Annotated in this window: 10 protein-coding genes; 5 read left to right on the top strand and 5 right to left on the bottom strand. The window is 64.9% G+C overall.

Annotation, left to right across the window (positions count from 1 at the left end):
• Positions 1–2: 2 nt before the first annotated feature.
• Positions 3–962, bottom strand: a complete 960-nt coding sequence (locus AC0L2Y_RS04415; RefSeq protein ID WP_473554068.1) for an N-acetylmuramic acid 6-phosphate etherase — start codon at positions 960–962, stop codon at positions 3–5.
• Between the two features lie 201 nt (positions 963–1,163).
• On the opposite strand from AC0L2Y_RS04415, the gene AC0L2Y_RS04410 reads away from it, so the two are divergent.
• From AC0L2Y_RS04410 to nagA, 4 genes are read left to right on the top strand one after another with little or no spacing between them, the layout of a single operon-like run.
• The gene (locus AC0L2Y_RS04410; RefSeq protein WP_473554067.1) at positions 1,164–2,045 is read left to right on the top strand and encodes a glucosamine kinase nucleotide-binding domain-containing protein; all 882 of its coding nucleotides are present in this window, start codon (positions 1,164–1,166) and stop codon (positions 2,043–2,045) included.
• A complete protein-coding gene (locus tag AC0L2Y_RS04405; protein WP_352663873.1) occupies positions 2,042–2,824 on the top strand; it encodes a GntR family transcriptional regulator in 783 nt (260 codons plus the stop codon). Before AC0L2Y_RS04410 ends, AC0L2Y_RS04405 begins: the two co-directional genes overlap by 4 nt.
• The gene (locus tag AC0L2Y_RS04400) at positions 2,821–3,852 is read left to right on the top strand and encodes an SIS domain-containing protein (RefSeq protein WP_352491134.1); all 1,032 of its coding nucleotides are present in this window, start codon (positions 2,821–2,823) and stop codon (positions 3,850–3,852) included. Before AC0L2Y_RS04405 ends, AC0L2Y_RS04400 begins: the two co-directional genes overlap by 4 nt.
• Positions 3,849–5,024, top strand: a complete 1,176-nt coding sequence (nagA, locus tag AC0L2Y_RS04395; protein ID WP_352491135.1) for an N-acetylglucosamine-6-phosphate deacetylase — start codon at positions 3,849–3,851, stop codon at positions 5,022–5,024. The genes AC0L2Y_RS04400 and nagA overlap by 4 nt, the downstream gene beginning before the upstream one ends.
• Here nagA and AC0L2Y_RS04390 read toward each other — a convergent pair.
• The 4 genes from AC0L2Y_RS04390 to AC0L2Y_RS04375 form a co-directional block, all read right to left on the bottom strand.
• Complete coding sequence (locus tag AC0L2Y_RS04390; RefSeq protein ID WP_352491136.1) at positions 5,021–6,544, bottom strand: malonate--CoA ligase; 1,524 nt, start codon at positions 6,542–6,544, stop codon at positions 5,021–5,023. The genes nagA and AC0L2Y_RS04390 overlap by 4 nt on opposite strands.
• A gap of 40 nt (positions 6,545–6,584) precedes the next feature.
• Positions 6,585–7,262: a ribulose-phosphate 3-epimerase gene (rpe, locus tag AC0L2Y_RS04385; RefSeq protein ID WP_352491137.1), complete on the bottom strand. Its 678-nt coding sequence runs from the start codon at positions 7,260–7,262 to the stop codon at positions 6,585–6,587.
• 216 nt (positions 7,263–7,478) lie between these two features.
• The gene (locus AC0L2Y_RS04380) at positions 7,479–11,261 is read right to left on the bottom strand and encodes a DUF7929 domain-containing protein (protein WP_473554065.1); all 3,783 of its coding nucleotides are present in this window, start codon (positions 11,259–11,261) and stop codon (positions 7,479–7,481) included.
• Positions 11,262–11,271: 10 nt separating this feature from the next.
• Positions 11,272–13,497, bottom strand: coding sequence for a hypothetical protein (locus AC0L2Y_RS04375; protein WP_473554063.1), 2,226 nt, complete (start codon positions 13,495–13,497; stop codon positions 11,272–11,274).
• A gap of 322 nt (positions 13,498–13,819) precedes the next feature.
• Between AC0L2Y_RS04375 and dnaK the strand changes: the two genes are divergently transcribed.
• Entirely contained in the window at positions 13,820–15,736 is a 1,917-nt protein-coding gene (gene dnaK, locus AC0L2Y_RS04370) for a molecular chaperone DnaK (protein ID WP_473554062.1), read from the top strand.
• The last annotated feature ends 73 nt before the right edge of the window (positions 15,737–15,809 follow it).

The raw sequence follows: 15,809 nt of genomic DNA, 5'->3' as shown, positions 1-15,809 counted from the left end.
GCTCAGTCTCCCTGTTGACCTTTTTCAGGTTCGGTTTTGATGAGAACAGAGGCATTGCGCCCCTTGCTCCCCTCGATCGCGGAAAGGGCCGGCCGCAGCCTGTGGCCGGTCCCTTCCAATATCTTCTCGGCCGCATCGGCGCTGGCGGCGCCGGCGGCGAGGAGAATGGCGGTCTTGACGACGCCGCCGCTCTTTTCGAGCAGGCGCGCCGCCTCGTCCTTGTCGCGCCCGCTGACGGCGGCGACGATGCGTGCGGCGCGGTCGCGCAGCTTGATGTTGTCGGCCATGAGGTTGACCATGTAGCCGTCATGGACATGGCCGAGATGGATGGCGGCCAGCGTCGACAGCATGTTGAGCGCGATCTTCTGGGCGGTGCCGGCGCCCATGCGCGTCGAGCCGGCAATCAGCTCCGGCGGTGTTTCGAGCAGGATGGCGATGTCGGCCAGCCGCAGCAGCGGCGCATCCCTGTTGTTGGCGATGGCAATGGTCGCCGCACCGCGGCGCCTGGCATCCTCGATCGCCCGGACTGCATAAGGTGTCGAGCCGCTGGCCGAGACGGCGATCAGGCAGTCGCCCTTGCCGATGCGGGCAGCGGCGACCGATACCGAAGCTTCCTCGGTGTCGTCCTCCGGCCCGCCGGCCAGTGTCTTGAAGGCCTCGTCGCCGCCGGCGATCAGGATGGCGATACGGTCGCGCTGGATGCCGAAAGTGCCCGGCAGCTCAAGCGCATCGGCCAGTGCCATCAGGCCCGAGCTGCCGGCGGCCGCATAGGCGAGCTTGCCACCGCTTTTCAGTCTGCTTGCGATGATTTCGGCTGCCGCGGCAATGGCAGGAATGGCGCCGTGCACGGCCTTGGCGGCCTCGATCTGTGCGTTGGCCAAAGAGGAAAGGACGGCTTCCGGGGCCTGGATATCCAGTCCCTCGGCATTGTGGTGAAGCGCTTCGGTGCGCGTTTCGGCCATCCGCTTTCCTCCAATCGAGAAAACCATACCAAAAAAATACCACTTGTCCACACGCATTAAATGAAATCCTTGCGGCGGTGCGGGCTTGCGAACGAAATTGGCTGATTTTCCAACAAACTACGCCTTAACTTTTTTGAAACGGAAATTAATCCCTTGGCTATTGGTATTTTATTGGTATTATCCGCCCGGAGGAGAAATCGCGTGAAATTCGTGCTCGGCATCGATGGCGGCGGCACCAGCTGCAGGGCGGCCCTTGCAACGGTCGACGGCATCGTCCTCGGCCGCGCCAAAAGCGGTGCCGCCAACATCCGCACCGATCTCACCGGCGCCAGGACGAATATCGTCGACGCGGCGCAGCAAGCCTTTGTCGCCGCGGGCAGAGATCCGGGACTGATCGCGCAAACTCCGGCCATTCTCGGCCTAGCCGGAGCCAATGTCGGCACCTACCGGCAGCAGCTCGAAGCGATCCTGCCGTTCCGCATCAGCCGTGTCGAGACCGACGCCGAGATCGCGCTGGAAGGCGCGGTTGGCTCCGGCGACGGCGCCATGGCCATACTAGGCACCGGCACCGCCTATATGGCACGCAAACAAGGCAAGTCGCGCGCCATCGGCGGCTGGGGGTTCCAGGTCGGTGACCAGGGCAGCGGCGCCCGCATCGGCCGCGACCTGCTCGAACAGACGCTGCTCGCCTATGACGGCATCCGCCAGGGATCGCCGCTGACGCAGGCCATGCTCGCCATCTTCCGCAACAATCCCGAGGATGTGGTCGAATTCACCACCAATGCCAAGCCCGGAGACTTCGGCGGCTTCGCGCCCAAGGTGTTCGAACATGCCGAAAAAGGCGACGTCGTCGCTATCTCGATCCTCGACAAGGCGGTCGCCGATGTCGAGGCAGCGCTTGGCGTGCTCGACCTCGGTGGCGACGATCCGCTCTGCCTGCTCGGCGGGCTGGCGCCGCTTTACGCGCCGCGCCTGTCGGCCCGCTATCGGGCGCTGCTGAAACCGCCGCTCGACGACGCACTGGGCGGCGCGGTGCAGATGGCGGTTCGGATTTTTGCCAACATGGCGGAGGCAGCGCGATGAGCGAGGCCGCCGACCAGATATTCGCGGCGCTGAGACAATCGTCGCAGAGCGGCGCACCGCTCTATCTGCAGCTGAGGAAAAGCATCGAGGATGCGGTCAAACGCGGGCTGATCGGACCGGGCGATGCGCTGCCTTCCGAGCGCGACATCGCCAGCAAGGCCGATATTTCGCGCGTCACCGTGCGCAAGGCGGTGCAGGACCTGGTCAAGGGCGGCATCCTCGTCCAGCGCCATGGTTCCGGTACTTTCGTGGCGCCACGCATGGAGCGCGTCGAGCAGTCGCTGTCGATGCTGACCTCGTTTACCGAAGACATGGCGCGGCGCGGCATGGCTGTGCGTTCGGCCTGGCTCGACCGCGGCCTCTATCCGCCGTCGCCCGACGAGATGATGGTGCTCGGCCTGGCGTCGAACGAATTGGTGGCGCGCGTGGCGCGCCTTCGCATCGCCAACGACACGCCGCTGGCGATCGAGCGCGCCTCGCTATCGACAAGCGTGCTGCCCGATCCGGCGGCGATCGGTTCGTCGCTCTACGCGGCGCTGGAAAAGACCGGCAACAGGCCGGTGCGGGCGGTGCAGCGCATTTCCGCAACCAATCTTGGCGATAGCGACGCGCATCTGCTGGAAGTGCCGCCGGGCATTGCCGGCCTGCATATCGAGCGTATCTCCTATCTGGCGAGCGGCAAGGTGATCGAGTTCACCCGCTCCATCTACAGGGGCGACGCTTATGATTTCGTCGCCGAACTCCGGCTGAGCGGGCCGGGCGAAGAGGGCCGGCCATGAGCGCAACAACGACCCATATGCGGCGCGAGATCGAGGAGATCCCGGAGGCCACCGCCCGCCTGCTTGACGGCTCGGCCGCGGTGCTGACGGAGGCCGGACGCGGCATTCGCGAGCGCGACCCGAATTTCGTCGTCACCGTGGCGCGCGGCTCGTCCGACCATGCCGCGACCTTCATGAAATATGCCGTGGAGCTGACCGCGGGCCTGGCGGTTGCATCGGTCGGCCCGTCGATCGCCTCGATCTATGGCGCCAAGCTCAAGCTGGGCGGCTCGGCCTGCCTGGCCATCTCGCAGTCCGGCAAGAGCCCGGACATTGTTGCAATGGCGCAAGCGGCGCGGGCCGGCGGGTCGCTGACCGTCGCCATCACCAACACCGCCGATTCGCCGCTCGCGCGAGCCTCGGATTACGCCATCGATATCTTGGCCGGACCGGAGCTCAGCGTCGCGGCGACCAAGACCTTCGTCAATTCGGCGGTCGCCGGCCTCGCCTTGATGGCGCACAGCACCGGCGACGACAAGTTGCTCGCCGCACTCGCCCGCCTGCCGGAGCATTTTCGCAAGGCGATCGCTTGCGACTGGATGGCGCTGGCTGGGGCACTCGAGACGCAAAAATCGCTGTTCATCCTTGGCCGTGGCCCGTCGGCGGCGATCGCCAACGAGGCGGCGCTGAAATTCAAGGAAACCTGCGCCATGCATGCCGAGGCCTATAGCGCCGCCGAAGTCATGCACGGCCCGCTGGCGCTGGTCGGTACCGGCTTCCCGGTCCTGGCACTTGCCGCTCGCGATGCATCCGAACCGTCGGTGGCCGATGCCGCCGATAGCCTGGCCGGCAAGGGCGCCGCCGTCTTTGTGACGTCGGACAAGGCAAAGAGCGCGCGGCCGCTGCCGCATGTCGCCACCGGTCATCCGTTGACCGACCCGCTAACGCTGATCGTGTCGTTCTATGGTTTCGTCGAGGCCTTTGCCCGCCATCGCGGCCTCGACCCCGACACGCCGCCTAATCTGCGCAAGGTGACCGAAACCCTATGAGCGACCGTTTTGCCCTGACTGGCGCCCGGATTTTCGATGGCGACGACTGGCACGACGATGCGGCGCTTGTCGTGCGCGACGGCCTCGTCGAGGCCATTGTTGCCGCCGGCGCCATTCCATCCAATGTTGCGCGTATCGAGACCGGCGGCATGCTGGCGCCTGGCTTCGTCGATCTGCAGGTCAATGGCGGCGGCGGCGTCATGCTCAACGATCATCCCGACGTCGCCTCGATCGAGACCATCTGCCGGGCGCACGCGCCCTTCGGCACGGCGGCGCTGTTGCCGACGCTGATCACCGACACGTCCGACATTACCGCCGCGGCGGTTGCCGCCGGAGCCGCAGCGGCACAGAGGAAGGTGCCGGGCTTCCTGGGCCTGCATCTCGAAGGGCCGCATCTGTCGATCGCCCGCAAGGGCGCGCATGACCCGGCCCTGATCCGGCCGATGCTAGTTGCCGACCAGGCGATGCTGATCGCCGCACGGAAAAACCTGCCGGTGCTGCTGACGACGGTGGCGCCCGAATCCGTCGAGCCCCGTCAGGTGTCGGCGCTCAGCAAGGCCGGCATTGTCGTCAGCATCGGCCATTCCGATGCCGGCTATGCCACGGCTCGCACCTTTGCCGAGGCCGGCGCAACGGTGGTCACCCATCTGTTCAACGCGATGAGCCAGATCGGCAATCGCGAGCCGGGGCTGGCGGGCGCGGCAATCCATACCGGCACATTCTATGCCGGGATCATCGCCGACGGTATCCATGTCGATCCGGCCACCATGGCCATCGCCTTGCGCGCCAAGCAGGGGCCGGGCAAGATCCTGCTCGTCACCGACGCCATGGCGACGATCGGTACCGACATGACCTCGTTCACGCTGAACGGCCGCACTATCCACCGCAAGGATGGCAGGCTGACACTTGCCGACGGCACGCTGGCGGGCGCGGATCTCGACATGATTTCCGCGGTGCGCTTCGTGCACCGGGTCGTCGGCCTCGACCTCGACGAAGCCTTGCGCATGGCCTCGCTCTATCCGGCGCAAGCGATCGGTCAGTCGCACCGGCTCGGGCGCTTCGCCAAAGGCACCGCCGCCAACATCGTTTCGCTGTCGGACGATCTGGACGTGAAAAGCGTCTGGATCGACGGCGCCAAGGTTTTTGCAGCCAACACTATCCCTCCGGCTTAGCCGGCTTTGGACGTATAGAGGTCCTTGTATGCTTCGCGCAGCAGGTTCTTCTGCACCTTGCCCATCGTGTTGCGCGGCAGTTCGTCGACGAAGACCACCCGCTTCGGATGCTTGTACCTGGCGAGGCGCCCGGCGATGGCCTCGATGATCCCTGCGGCGCTGATGGCCGAGCCCGGCGCCCGTACCACGACAGCGGTGACGCCTTCGCCGAAATCCGGATGGGCAACGCCGATGACAGCGCTCTCGGCGACACCAGGCAGCGCGTCGATCTCGCTCTCGACTTCCTTTGGGTAGATATTATAGCCGCCGGAAATGATCAGGTCCTTGCCGCGGCCGACGATGTGGACATAGCCGTCGGCATCGATCAGCCCGAGATCGCCGGTGATGAAGAAACCATCGTCACGGAATTCGGCCCTGGTCTTTTCGGGCATGCGCCAGTAGCCGCAAAAGACGTTCGGGCCCTTGACCTCGATCATGCCGACCTCGCCCCGGGCAAGTGTTTCGCCGCCATCGGGATCGGCGATGCGCAGGGAGACGCCGGGCAGGGGAAACCCGACCGTGCCGGCACGCCGCTCGCCATCATAGGGGTTCGACGTGTTCATGTTGGTCTCGGTCATGCCGTAGCGCTCGAGGATGGCGTGGCCGGTGCGCTCGCGCCAGGCTCTGTGCGTCTCGGCCAAAAGCGGCGCCGAGCCGGAAATGAACAGGCGGATGTTTTTCGCCGCTTGCCGGTTCAAACCGTCCTGCTGCAGCAGGCGGACGTAGAATGTCGGCACACCCATCAGGACGGTCGCGCGCGGCAGCAGCGAGACGATGCGGGCCGGGTCGAATTTGGTTTCGAACAGCATCGAGGCGCCGGCCATCAGGACGACATTGGTGGCGACGAAAAGGCCATGCGTGTGGAAAACCGGCAGCGCGTGAATCAGCACGTCTGCGGCAGTGAAGCGCCAGAGGTCGACCAGCACCCGCGCATTCGAGGCGAGGTTTTCGTGGCTGAGCATGGCGCCTTTCGAACGGCCGGTGGTCCCGGACGTGTAGAGGATCGCAGCAAGGTCGTCCGGTCCGCGCGCCACATCGTGGAAGTCCACGGCCGCCTCAGAGGCGCGGTCGGTCAACGAACCCTCGCCCTTGCTGCCGAGTGTCGCGACCGCAGCGCCCGAGGCCTGCGCCAAAGCGCCGATCTCAGTCACTCGCGCCGGGTCGCAGACGATCAGTCGTGGCTCGGCATCCCTGAAGAAATAGTCGAGCTCGGCCAGCGTATAGGCGGTGTTGAGCGGCAGGAAGATCGCGCCGGCACGCAGGCAGGCGAGATAGAGGAAAATGGCCTCGGGGCTCTTCTCGACCTGAACGGCGACGCGGTCGCCGGCTTCGACGCCCAGCTGCGACAGCGCATGTGCCAGTTGAGCGGAGCGCGCCAGCATTTCGCCATAGCTGATCGAGCGCCCATCCTCTGCCTCCATCAAAAGGCGTTCGGGCGCGGGCACCCGGGCACGGAAAGCATCGAACAGATGGTTGCTCATGTTTCCCCCGAGCCGCGGTTTCCGGGCCAGGCGGCAGCGGTCAGCCGGCCGCCTTGTCCGCCGCTGCCCTGATTGCCTCGATATTTGCCCGATAGGCCTCGACGCTGCCGCCCTTGAAAATGGCCGCACCGGCGACCAGCACGCTGGCGCCGGCGGCCGTGACCAGGGGCGCCGTTTCAGGCGAAATGCCGCCGTCGATCTCGATCCGGATCTGCCTGGCACCGATCAGCGCCTTCACCCGCTTCACCTTGTCGACGATCGCCGGAATGAAAGCCTGGCCGCCGAAGCCAGGATTGACCGTCATGATCAGGACCAGATCAAGCCGGTCGAGCACGTATTCGATCATCGTTTCCGGTGTCGCCGGGTTGAGCGACACACCGGCCTTCTTGCCAAGGTTTTTGATCGTCTGCAGCGAGCGATCGAGATGCGGCCCGGCTTCGGCATGCACCGTGATGCCGTCGCAGCCGGCCTCGGCGAAGGCGGCCAGATAGGGGTCGGCGGGGGCGATCATCAGATGGCAGTCGAAGAAGGCCTTGGTGCGATTGCGGATCGCCTTGATCACCGGTGGCCCGAACGTGATGTTCGGGACGAAATGCCCGTCCATGACGTCGAGATGGATCCAGTCGGCGCCGGCCGCCGCCACCGCCTCGACCTCGTCGCCGAGCTTCGAGAAATCGGAAGCCAGCACCGATGGCGCGATCAGGGTTTTTTTGCTCATGATGCGGCCTTCCTGAACGCCTCAGTTTACAGACCCTCTGTATCGACTGCCTAGACCATGAGTGCGGAAAGTGGAAGCCGGTTTGTCCTTCCGCCGACGCCACGGCTTCAGGTTTGCGCTGCCCTTTCATCTGCCCGCCAAAGAAAAAACCCGCCGGACCGCTCCGGCGGGTTTGGGTGACGCGAACCATCACCGTTTGAAGTTCCGTGCGCGATCCTATTGCTCGAGCTGCGGCTTGCGCCTTGGCACGACCTGCTGAAGAACCTTTGGATTCAGCAGCAGGTTCGGGTTGCGGATCGGCTGGCACTGGCCATTGATCGGCCGCGCGCCAGGTGCGCATTCCAGCCGTGGTTTGCGGCAGGCGCCGTCGCGCAGCTCTGTCCCACGCGGGCAGACGCAGACGCCACGCTTGTTGTGGACCTGACCAGGTATCGGGCACTCCACCACAACAGGCTTCTTGCGCCTGCAGGCATTGCCTTGCACTTCCGTGCCCTTCGGGCAGACGCAATCGCCGTTGGCATCGTGGATCTGGCCACGGATCGTGCACTGCTCGGGCTTTGGCCGGATTGGCCGGCAGGCATTGCCTCTGACTTCGGTGCCCCGCGGGCAGACGCAATCGCCAGCGGCGTTGTGGATCTGGCCACGGATCGTGCACTGCTCGGGCCTTGGCTGGATTGGCCGGCAGGCATTGCCTCTGATTTCCGTACCCCTCGGGCAGACGCAATCGCCAACAGCGTTGCGGATCTGGCCAGGAATGGTGCACTGCTCAGGCTTCGGCTGGATTGGCCGGCAGGCACTACCCCTGACTTCGGTGCCCCGCGGGCAGACGCAATCGCCGGCAGCGTCGTGGATCTGGCCGCGGATCGTGCACTGCTCGGGCTTGGGCTCTTTCCCCACGCAAGCGCCGTTTTCCAGTTCGGTTCCGCGCGGGCAGACGCAGCGTCCGTCTTCGGTACGGATCTGGCCTTTGAGCAGAACGCAAGGTCTTGGCTTCGGCACGATGACCGTGCCGCCGCCGGACGAGCATTGGCCGTTGCGGAAGGTCGTGCCTGGCGGACAGACGCAGTTGCCGGCGTCGTTCATGACGAAGCCTTGCGAGCATTCCTTCTTCACCTCATTCCTGATGGTGAAGGGATGACAGGCATAGGCCTTGCCGCGATCGCCTTGCACGTTGGCCGCACCGCGGGACAACACGTCGCCCGCGCCTTGCACCGGCGTGTTCGGAGACAGCACGCCGACGCAGTTCTGGCCGTTGACCGTGCCCTGCAGATTGGCCAGACGGCCGTCGTCGGGTATGACCACGGTCACATTGTGCACGTGGCTTTCCCCGGCGCCGAGCGTCAGTTGAGCGATGCAGGACAGAGGCAAGGTTGCCGGCTCCGGCGAGCAGCCGAAGGGCGGATCGATCGAGGTGATCGCGACGCCTTCCAGCCGGCCGAGGCCTTCGACGCCGATGGCATCGCCGATGCGAACCGGGCCGGCGACGGCGCTCGCGCCATCGTTCGTGATGGTGATCTCGAACGAGCAGGGTTGGCCGGGCTGGCATTCGGCGTCACCGGTCTTCTCGACGCGGATGGTCGAGGCGCCGCCGCCCTTGGCGCAGGCCTGGCCGATCGGATAGACGATGTCGTCTCCTGGAGCCGGGCCGTAGGAGCCGCGTGCGCAGTTCTCGAATTCGCCGCCCGCGGCAACCGTCACGTCGAAATGGCGGCTGGTTCCAGGCGTCATAACGGCGCCGGGAATCTGGCAGGACAGCGTGTTGGCCGGTACCGGTCCGCAAGCCCATTCCGCGCCGTCTGGGGTGACGGTCTGGATCTGGACCGGCGCTCCGCCGGCTATCAGCGTCGCGGCATCGTTGACCCGCACCGGACCGGTCCGGGCAGTGGTGCCCAGGCTGATGACGGCAATGCGGCAGGAAACGACCGCAGCGCCGGCCAGCGAGCCATTGCACACCTTGGTTACGCGCAGGGCCGGCTGGCCGCCATTCGGATGACGGATGCGTTCCTTGGCGCAGGCCCTGTTGTTGGTGATGTCGTTCTCACCGGGAATAGCCTTCACCTCGGCGCAGTTCTCGACACTATCGGGCCGGTAGTTGGCCGGCGTCACCGCCCTGACGAAGATCGGCGTCGAGGCGCCAGGCAACAGCACGATGCCGGCATTGTCGCAGCGGAACTGGCCGGGGCCGTTCGGTCCGCATGTCCATGGCGGCGTCGGGCCGAAGGTCGAGGATGCCGGCACGCCGCCCGGATAGGTATCGACGACCGTCAGCGGCCCGTTATAGGCGACGCTGCCATTGTTGATAATGTCGATCACGAAGGTGCAGACGCCATCGGCCGAACAGAATCCGGTGCGGGCGCGCTTCTTCAGGATCAGGTCGACCTTCTTCTCCACCGGCGGCCGGCAGTCGCGGTCACGATCGCCACGCCGGCAGACCGGGATCGAAGCACAGCCGCGATCGTTTTGCTGGTTGCCGAAAAGCGGCTTGCCGCTGGCCCCGTAGTTATAGGTGGCGCAGTTGCGCAAGACGCTGCCTCGCCAGCTTGCGGCCGGCTTGAAGCCGAGCTCGAGGTCGACAGAGGCACCCGGATTGAGCGTGGTTACCGGATGAGTACAAATCATCGGGGTGGTTCCAGGCGCGCAGACCCAGGGCGGGTTCGGCCCTGAATCGAGGATGGAGCCGGCCGGCGGGGTGACTTCGTCGAGCACGATCTTGCCGTGGTAGGGTGCATCGCCGACATTGGTGACCCTGATGGTGAAGTCGCAGCCGCCGTCCATCGTGCAACGTTGCACGTTGGCGCGCTTTTCGACTTTCAGATCCGGTTCCTTGTCCTTCGGCGGGCAGCGCTGATCACGCGGGATGACGATGTCGATGGTCTGCGTGCAGCACAGGCCCCAGCCCTCCTTCAGGCCGGCATAGGTTTCGATGCCGGTGACGATGATGTGGATGACGTCGCCGGGTGAAGCGCCGACGATCTTCCAATTGAGCACACCGCCGCCGGCCGGCACCAATTGCGTGTCGGGAATGATGGTGATGCCGGGTGTCGTCGTCGAAAGCTGCACCCATTTGCCGGCCATCTCTGGGCCGACCGGCATGTGGTAGATGAAGGCGCCGCCGCCGGGCACGCAATCAACCGTGCCGCGCTCCACCTTGAAGCATTCCTTGCCGGGAGGTGGAGGCGGCGGGTTGCACCTGGTGACGTCGATCTTGATCGAGGTCTTTACACCCGTGAGGTAATTGCCGTCGTCCGGCTTGCCCGGGTCCTGCGACGGGATTTCGATGCCGGCGCCGCGTTCGCGGTTCACCTTGACCATGCCCTGGTTGTGAACGATCGTCGGCGACGGAAACGCCGCATGATCGATGTTGGCGGTGATCTGGAACGTGATGACGCGCTCGTTCGCAGCGCCGATGCCGTCGAGATCGCTGGCGGAAATCCGGAAATCGGACACCGTCGCGGTATCGTCCGGGCCAGCCGAACTGCTGATCGCAGCGCCGGGCAGCGGTCCGCCGGACGCATCGGTACCGTCGCCGGTCACATGTACGCCGACGATGCGCAGGCCGTGCGGGAGCTGGTCCCTGAAATCGAGCCTGACCTTTTTCAGCATGGCCGCGAGGCCCGGGCTGGCAAAACCCTGCGGATTGCCGCGCAAGCCAAAGCTCAGCGAATATACGACATAGTCGCAGCCTCGCTGGGTACCTTTCTTGGTGAAGAAGGGCACGATCCGGCCCGGCTCCGGATTGACGATCCGAGGATTGTCGAAATCGAGCTTGGTATCGGGAATGACAGTGCCCGCATCGGCAGGCGTGGTCTTGGCCGGAGCAAGGTCTTCAGCGAAGCCTTGCAGCGGGCTCAGCATGGCGACCGCGACACCGGCCGCCATCAGCCAGCGCGCGCCGCGCCTGGCGAGTGACAGCGGTTTCATGATGGTCTCCATGACGAATGATTGTTGGCCGGTTGATTGGCTGCTCGTCGCAAGCGGGGAAAGTGCAAGATTGCTCATCTTCCCCTCCTCACGGTTCGCAGCTGACGGCTGGGGTCCTGAGCGGCAAGGTCATCTTGCAGCAAGGGTAGTAGCCGCCCTTGTCGCGGTCGGACTGCCTGTAGAAGCAGAGCCCGACATCGACCCTGTCGCCAGGATAATGGCCGGTGATGCCGATCGTGAATGGCGCGCCGGGCGCATGCGACAGGGGTGAAGTCACCCCGACGCCAGGCGTCCTGGACAGAGCCTTGATCGAATCGCCGCCGAAGCCGGCATGGTCATGGAGATAGAGATCTGCCTCGAGGCCGGAGGGCGTGCAGAAATACCTGACATCCTCGACGTCGAGGCAAGGAGGCAGATTGCCGGGAGGCGGGAAGTCCGGCGGATAGAACGGTGGCAGATAGCCGCCCGGCACCTGCTCGTAATAGCCGGCACGGCCTTCGCAGGGGCGCCAGACCTCGACGTCGCCGACATGGCCCTCGACTTCCGGGTCTTCGAAATAAGTGTCGAAGTCGACGAACCACGAGCCGAAAGGCGGCACGTTCGCCGGCTTGACCAGCGCCGTCGGCGTGATCTGCACGCCGTGCACGGCGAGCGGTCCGCCGGCTGCGAGTTGTTCGGCAAGCTCCGGGTTGTCGCGCAACTTGTCGCCGGTGTCGACCAGCGTGTCGGTGCAGACGCCGGAATCGAGATTGCCTTCGGCATCGTAGCCATATTGCAGGTCGAGGCCGCCGGCCGACTGCCGGTTGTCTTGCGGGAAGCCGACCGCATATTCCTGCGGCATTTCAACCCAGGCCGATTCCGTCGCCGGATCGTCCGGGTTTTCGCGCCAGTAGCGGATGACCTCACCCTTGCCGGAATCGGCGAACTGGCTGTAGTCGTAGCGGTTCTCCACCGGGCCGCGCTGGGCCAGATACATGAAGCCCTTGTTGTCGAAGGCGATGTCGGTGACCGCGTAATCCTTGTCGGCCTTGACCGTCAGTTCCCAGCGCGGGTCGCCGGCGAAACTGCCGTCGCCGGCAATGCCCACCGACCAGATCTCCGCCTTATCACCGACCGAGTAATAGAGCCGGCCGCCACGATAGGCGACCGACCAGACGCGGCGCTCGTCCTGTGTGTAGCCCCAGCTGTCGGGGTCCTCGCTGTCGAAGGCAGCACCCTGGATGTCCATCACCGAGCCGTCGTCGGCAACGGCGGCAAGCCCGTGCGCCGGGCGGCCGGCTATGCCGTGGTCGAACGTGTCGAGCAGCGCGCCATTGGCGTCGATGCGGTGGATGAGACCGGTGTCAAGATCGCTGGCGAAGAACTGGCGGTGGATATTGTCGAAAGTGACGTCGCCGATGCCGGGGCCGCTATTGGCGTCGATATCGGCGAATCTCGAGACGGCGCCCGTGATGCCGTCGATCTTCCAGATCGTTCCGGGGCCGCCGCCGTTCTCGGTGCCGAACTGGCCCTCCATGAAGACCGCGTCAGCCGAGCCGCGGCGCTGCCGCTCCGATCGGCCGTCGGCGTCGCCGTCTGGTGTGACGATGCGGATGCCGTGCAGCGACGTGGCGCCGGCATAGAGGTTTGGAATGGCCGAGGGAACGCCGTCGCGCACGCCGTCGTCATAGGCGATGCCGAACACCTGGCCGATTTGTCCGGCCGTGACCTCGAACGGTGGCGGGGTGAATACCAATTGGCCAGACGCCGGCCCGCCCAGCCTTGAGACGTCGAAGACGCGCAAGGTCGCGCGCGCCGTGTCGATGAAGGTTTCGTCGACGGGATCGACGCCCGGTGGCAGGCCTTCCTCAAAATTGGGGATGATGGTGCCGGAGAATCCGGTCATTGCCATCGAGCCGGGATAGATGATCCGGGTTTCCTGAGCCTGGGCCGAGCCGCAGAGCCAGAGCCCAGCGGCGAGCGCCAAGACCGACAATCCGCTGGCAGCCTGGCCGCTGGCAGCCTGGATGGCGCGGCGCAAACGGCCGGCGCGAGAGCGCACCAACGCGCCGTGGTCGCAAGACATGGATCTCCCCCCACAGGTCATGGGAGAAACATCCGGTCCCGGCGCGCAAATCAGGGCAAGGCGCGGCGTTCCGGCACGTTCATCCCTGATCGAATTGTCTGCTTTCCTCAACGTCACGATACGCTTGCGTCCGCGCAGGGTCAACGGAACCAGCGAAAAGCCCAGCGCATCGACCCGGTCCCGAAGGCGATAGTCGCGCTGAGCTCCTGCTGTTCCCGTAGACCATGGAGCCTCTGGATCTGCGGTCATGGGGTTTTCCTTTCCGGGGCCGCACCACGCGGCACCTGAGCGTCAGTCGCGGGGCGAGGCGAAAAGGTTCATGGGCCGGGGGCCGGGCCGGCTGGATCACCGCCGGAAAATACCGGCCTGCCGGTCCCGAATCCGATCAACCGCGATGAATGGTGAACGCCTTGCGCAGAATGCTTGCGCGTCACGCAGCCTGTTCTTATATACGCGCCAAGCCGTCCAGCGCCGAATGCCGGTTGCCGGAGCGGAATTTCTTGTGAACAGGGGCTTTCGTCGGAACGCCTGTACGGGTCCTGAGAGCCTGCTTAGCGGAGAGATTAGAACAATGGCAAAAGTAATCGGTATCGATCTGGGAACAACCAACTCCTGTGTGGCCATCATGGATGGCAAGGAATCCAAGGTCATCGAGAATGCGGAAGGCGCCCGCACGACCCCTTCCATCGTCGCCATCAACAGCGACGGCGAGCGCCTCGTCGGCCAGCCGGCCAAGCGCCAGGCGGTTACCAATCCTGAAAACACCATTTTCGCGGTCAAGCGCCTGATCGGCCGCCGCTACGACGATCCGGTGACGGAGAAGGACAAGAAGCTTGTCCCCTACAAGATCGTCAAGGGCGACAATGGCGACGCCTGGGTCGAGGCCGGCGGCAAGAAGCAGTCGCCCAGCCAGATCTCGGCGATGATCCTGCAGAAGATGAAGGAAACGGCGGAGGCCTATCTCGGCGAGAAGGTCGAGAAGGCGGTCATCACCGTTCCGGCCTATTTCAACGACGCCCAGCGCCAGGCGACCAAGGATGCCGGCAAGATCGCCGGCCTCGAAGTGCTGCGCATCATCAACGAGCCAACGGCGGCCGCGCTTGCCTATGGACTGGACAAGAAGGAAGGCAAGACGATTGCCGTCTATGACCTTGGCGGCGGCACGTTCGATATTTCGGTGCTCGAAATCGGCGACGGCGTGTTCGAGGTGAAGTCGACCAATGGCGACACCTTCCTCGGCGGCGAGGATTTCGACATGCGTCTGGTCGAATATCTGGCGGCCGAGTTCAAGAAGGAACAGGGCATCGACCTGCGGAACGACAAGCTCGCCCTGCAGCGCCTCAAGGAAGCGGCTGAAAAGGCCAAGATCGAGCTGTCGTCCACCACGCAGACCGAAATCAACCTGCCCTTCATTACCGCCGATGCCACCGGCCCCAAGCATCTGACGCTGAAGCTGACGCGGGCGAAGTTCGAGAGCCTGGTCGAGGATCTCGTCCAGCGCACGATCGATCCCTGCAAGGCGGCGCTCAAGGATGCCGGCCTGAAGGCCGGCGAAATCGACGAAGTCGTCCTGGTCGGCGGCATGACCCGCATGCCCAAGATCCAGGAGATCGTGAAGCAGTTCTTCGGCAAGGAGCCGCACAAGGGCGTCAACCCGGATGAGGTCGTCGCATTGGGCGCCGCCATCCAGGCCGGCGTGCTGCAGGGCGACGTCAAGGACGTGCTGCTGCTCGACGTGACGCCGCTGTCGCTCGGCATCGAGACGCTGGGCGGCGTGTTCACGCGGCTGATCGAACGCAACACGACGATCCCGACGAAGAAGAGCCAGGTGTTCTCCACGGCCGAGGATTCGCAGTCGGCGGTGACCATTCGCGTCTTCCAGGGCGAGCGTGAAATGGCCGCCGACAATAAGGCGCTCGGCCAGTTCGATCTGGTCGGCATCCCGCCTGCGCCGCGCGGCGTGCCGCAGATCGAGGTCACCTTCGACATCGACGCCAACGGCATCGTCAACGTCTCGGCCAAGGACAAGGGCACCGGCAAGGAGCACCAGATCCGCATCCAGGCGTCTGGCGGCCTTTCGGATGCCGACATCGAGAAGATGGTCAAGGACGCCGAGGCAAATGCCGAGGCCGACAAGAAGCGGCGCGCGCTGGTCGAGGCCCGCAACCAGGCCGAGGCGCTGGTGCATTCCTCGGAGAAATCGCTGAAGGAATATGGCGAGAAGGTTTCCGAGGCCGACCGCACGGCGATTGCCGATGCGATCGCGGCGCTGAAGACCGCTGCCGAAGGCGACGATGTGACCGAGATCGAGGCCAAGACGCAGACGCTCGCCGAAGTCTCAATGAAGCTCGGCCAGGCCATGTACGAGGCTTCGCAGAAGGAAGCCGCCGAGGCCGACGCCAAGGCTGATGCCGCCAAGGAAAGCGACGTCGTCGATGCCGATTTCGAGGAAATCGACGAAGACGACGAGAAGAAGAAGTCGGCCTGAACCGCCTGACGGTGCAGGTAAGGGAAAAAGCCCGGCGCGCAGCCGGGCTTTTTTGCAACCCTTTGCCGGAAAA

It is taken from the genome of Mesorhizobium sp. WSM4830 (assembly GCF_055811495.1).
Note: the sequence above shows the minus strand (reverse complement) of the source record. Positions and strands in the feature narration are given on the sequence as shown.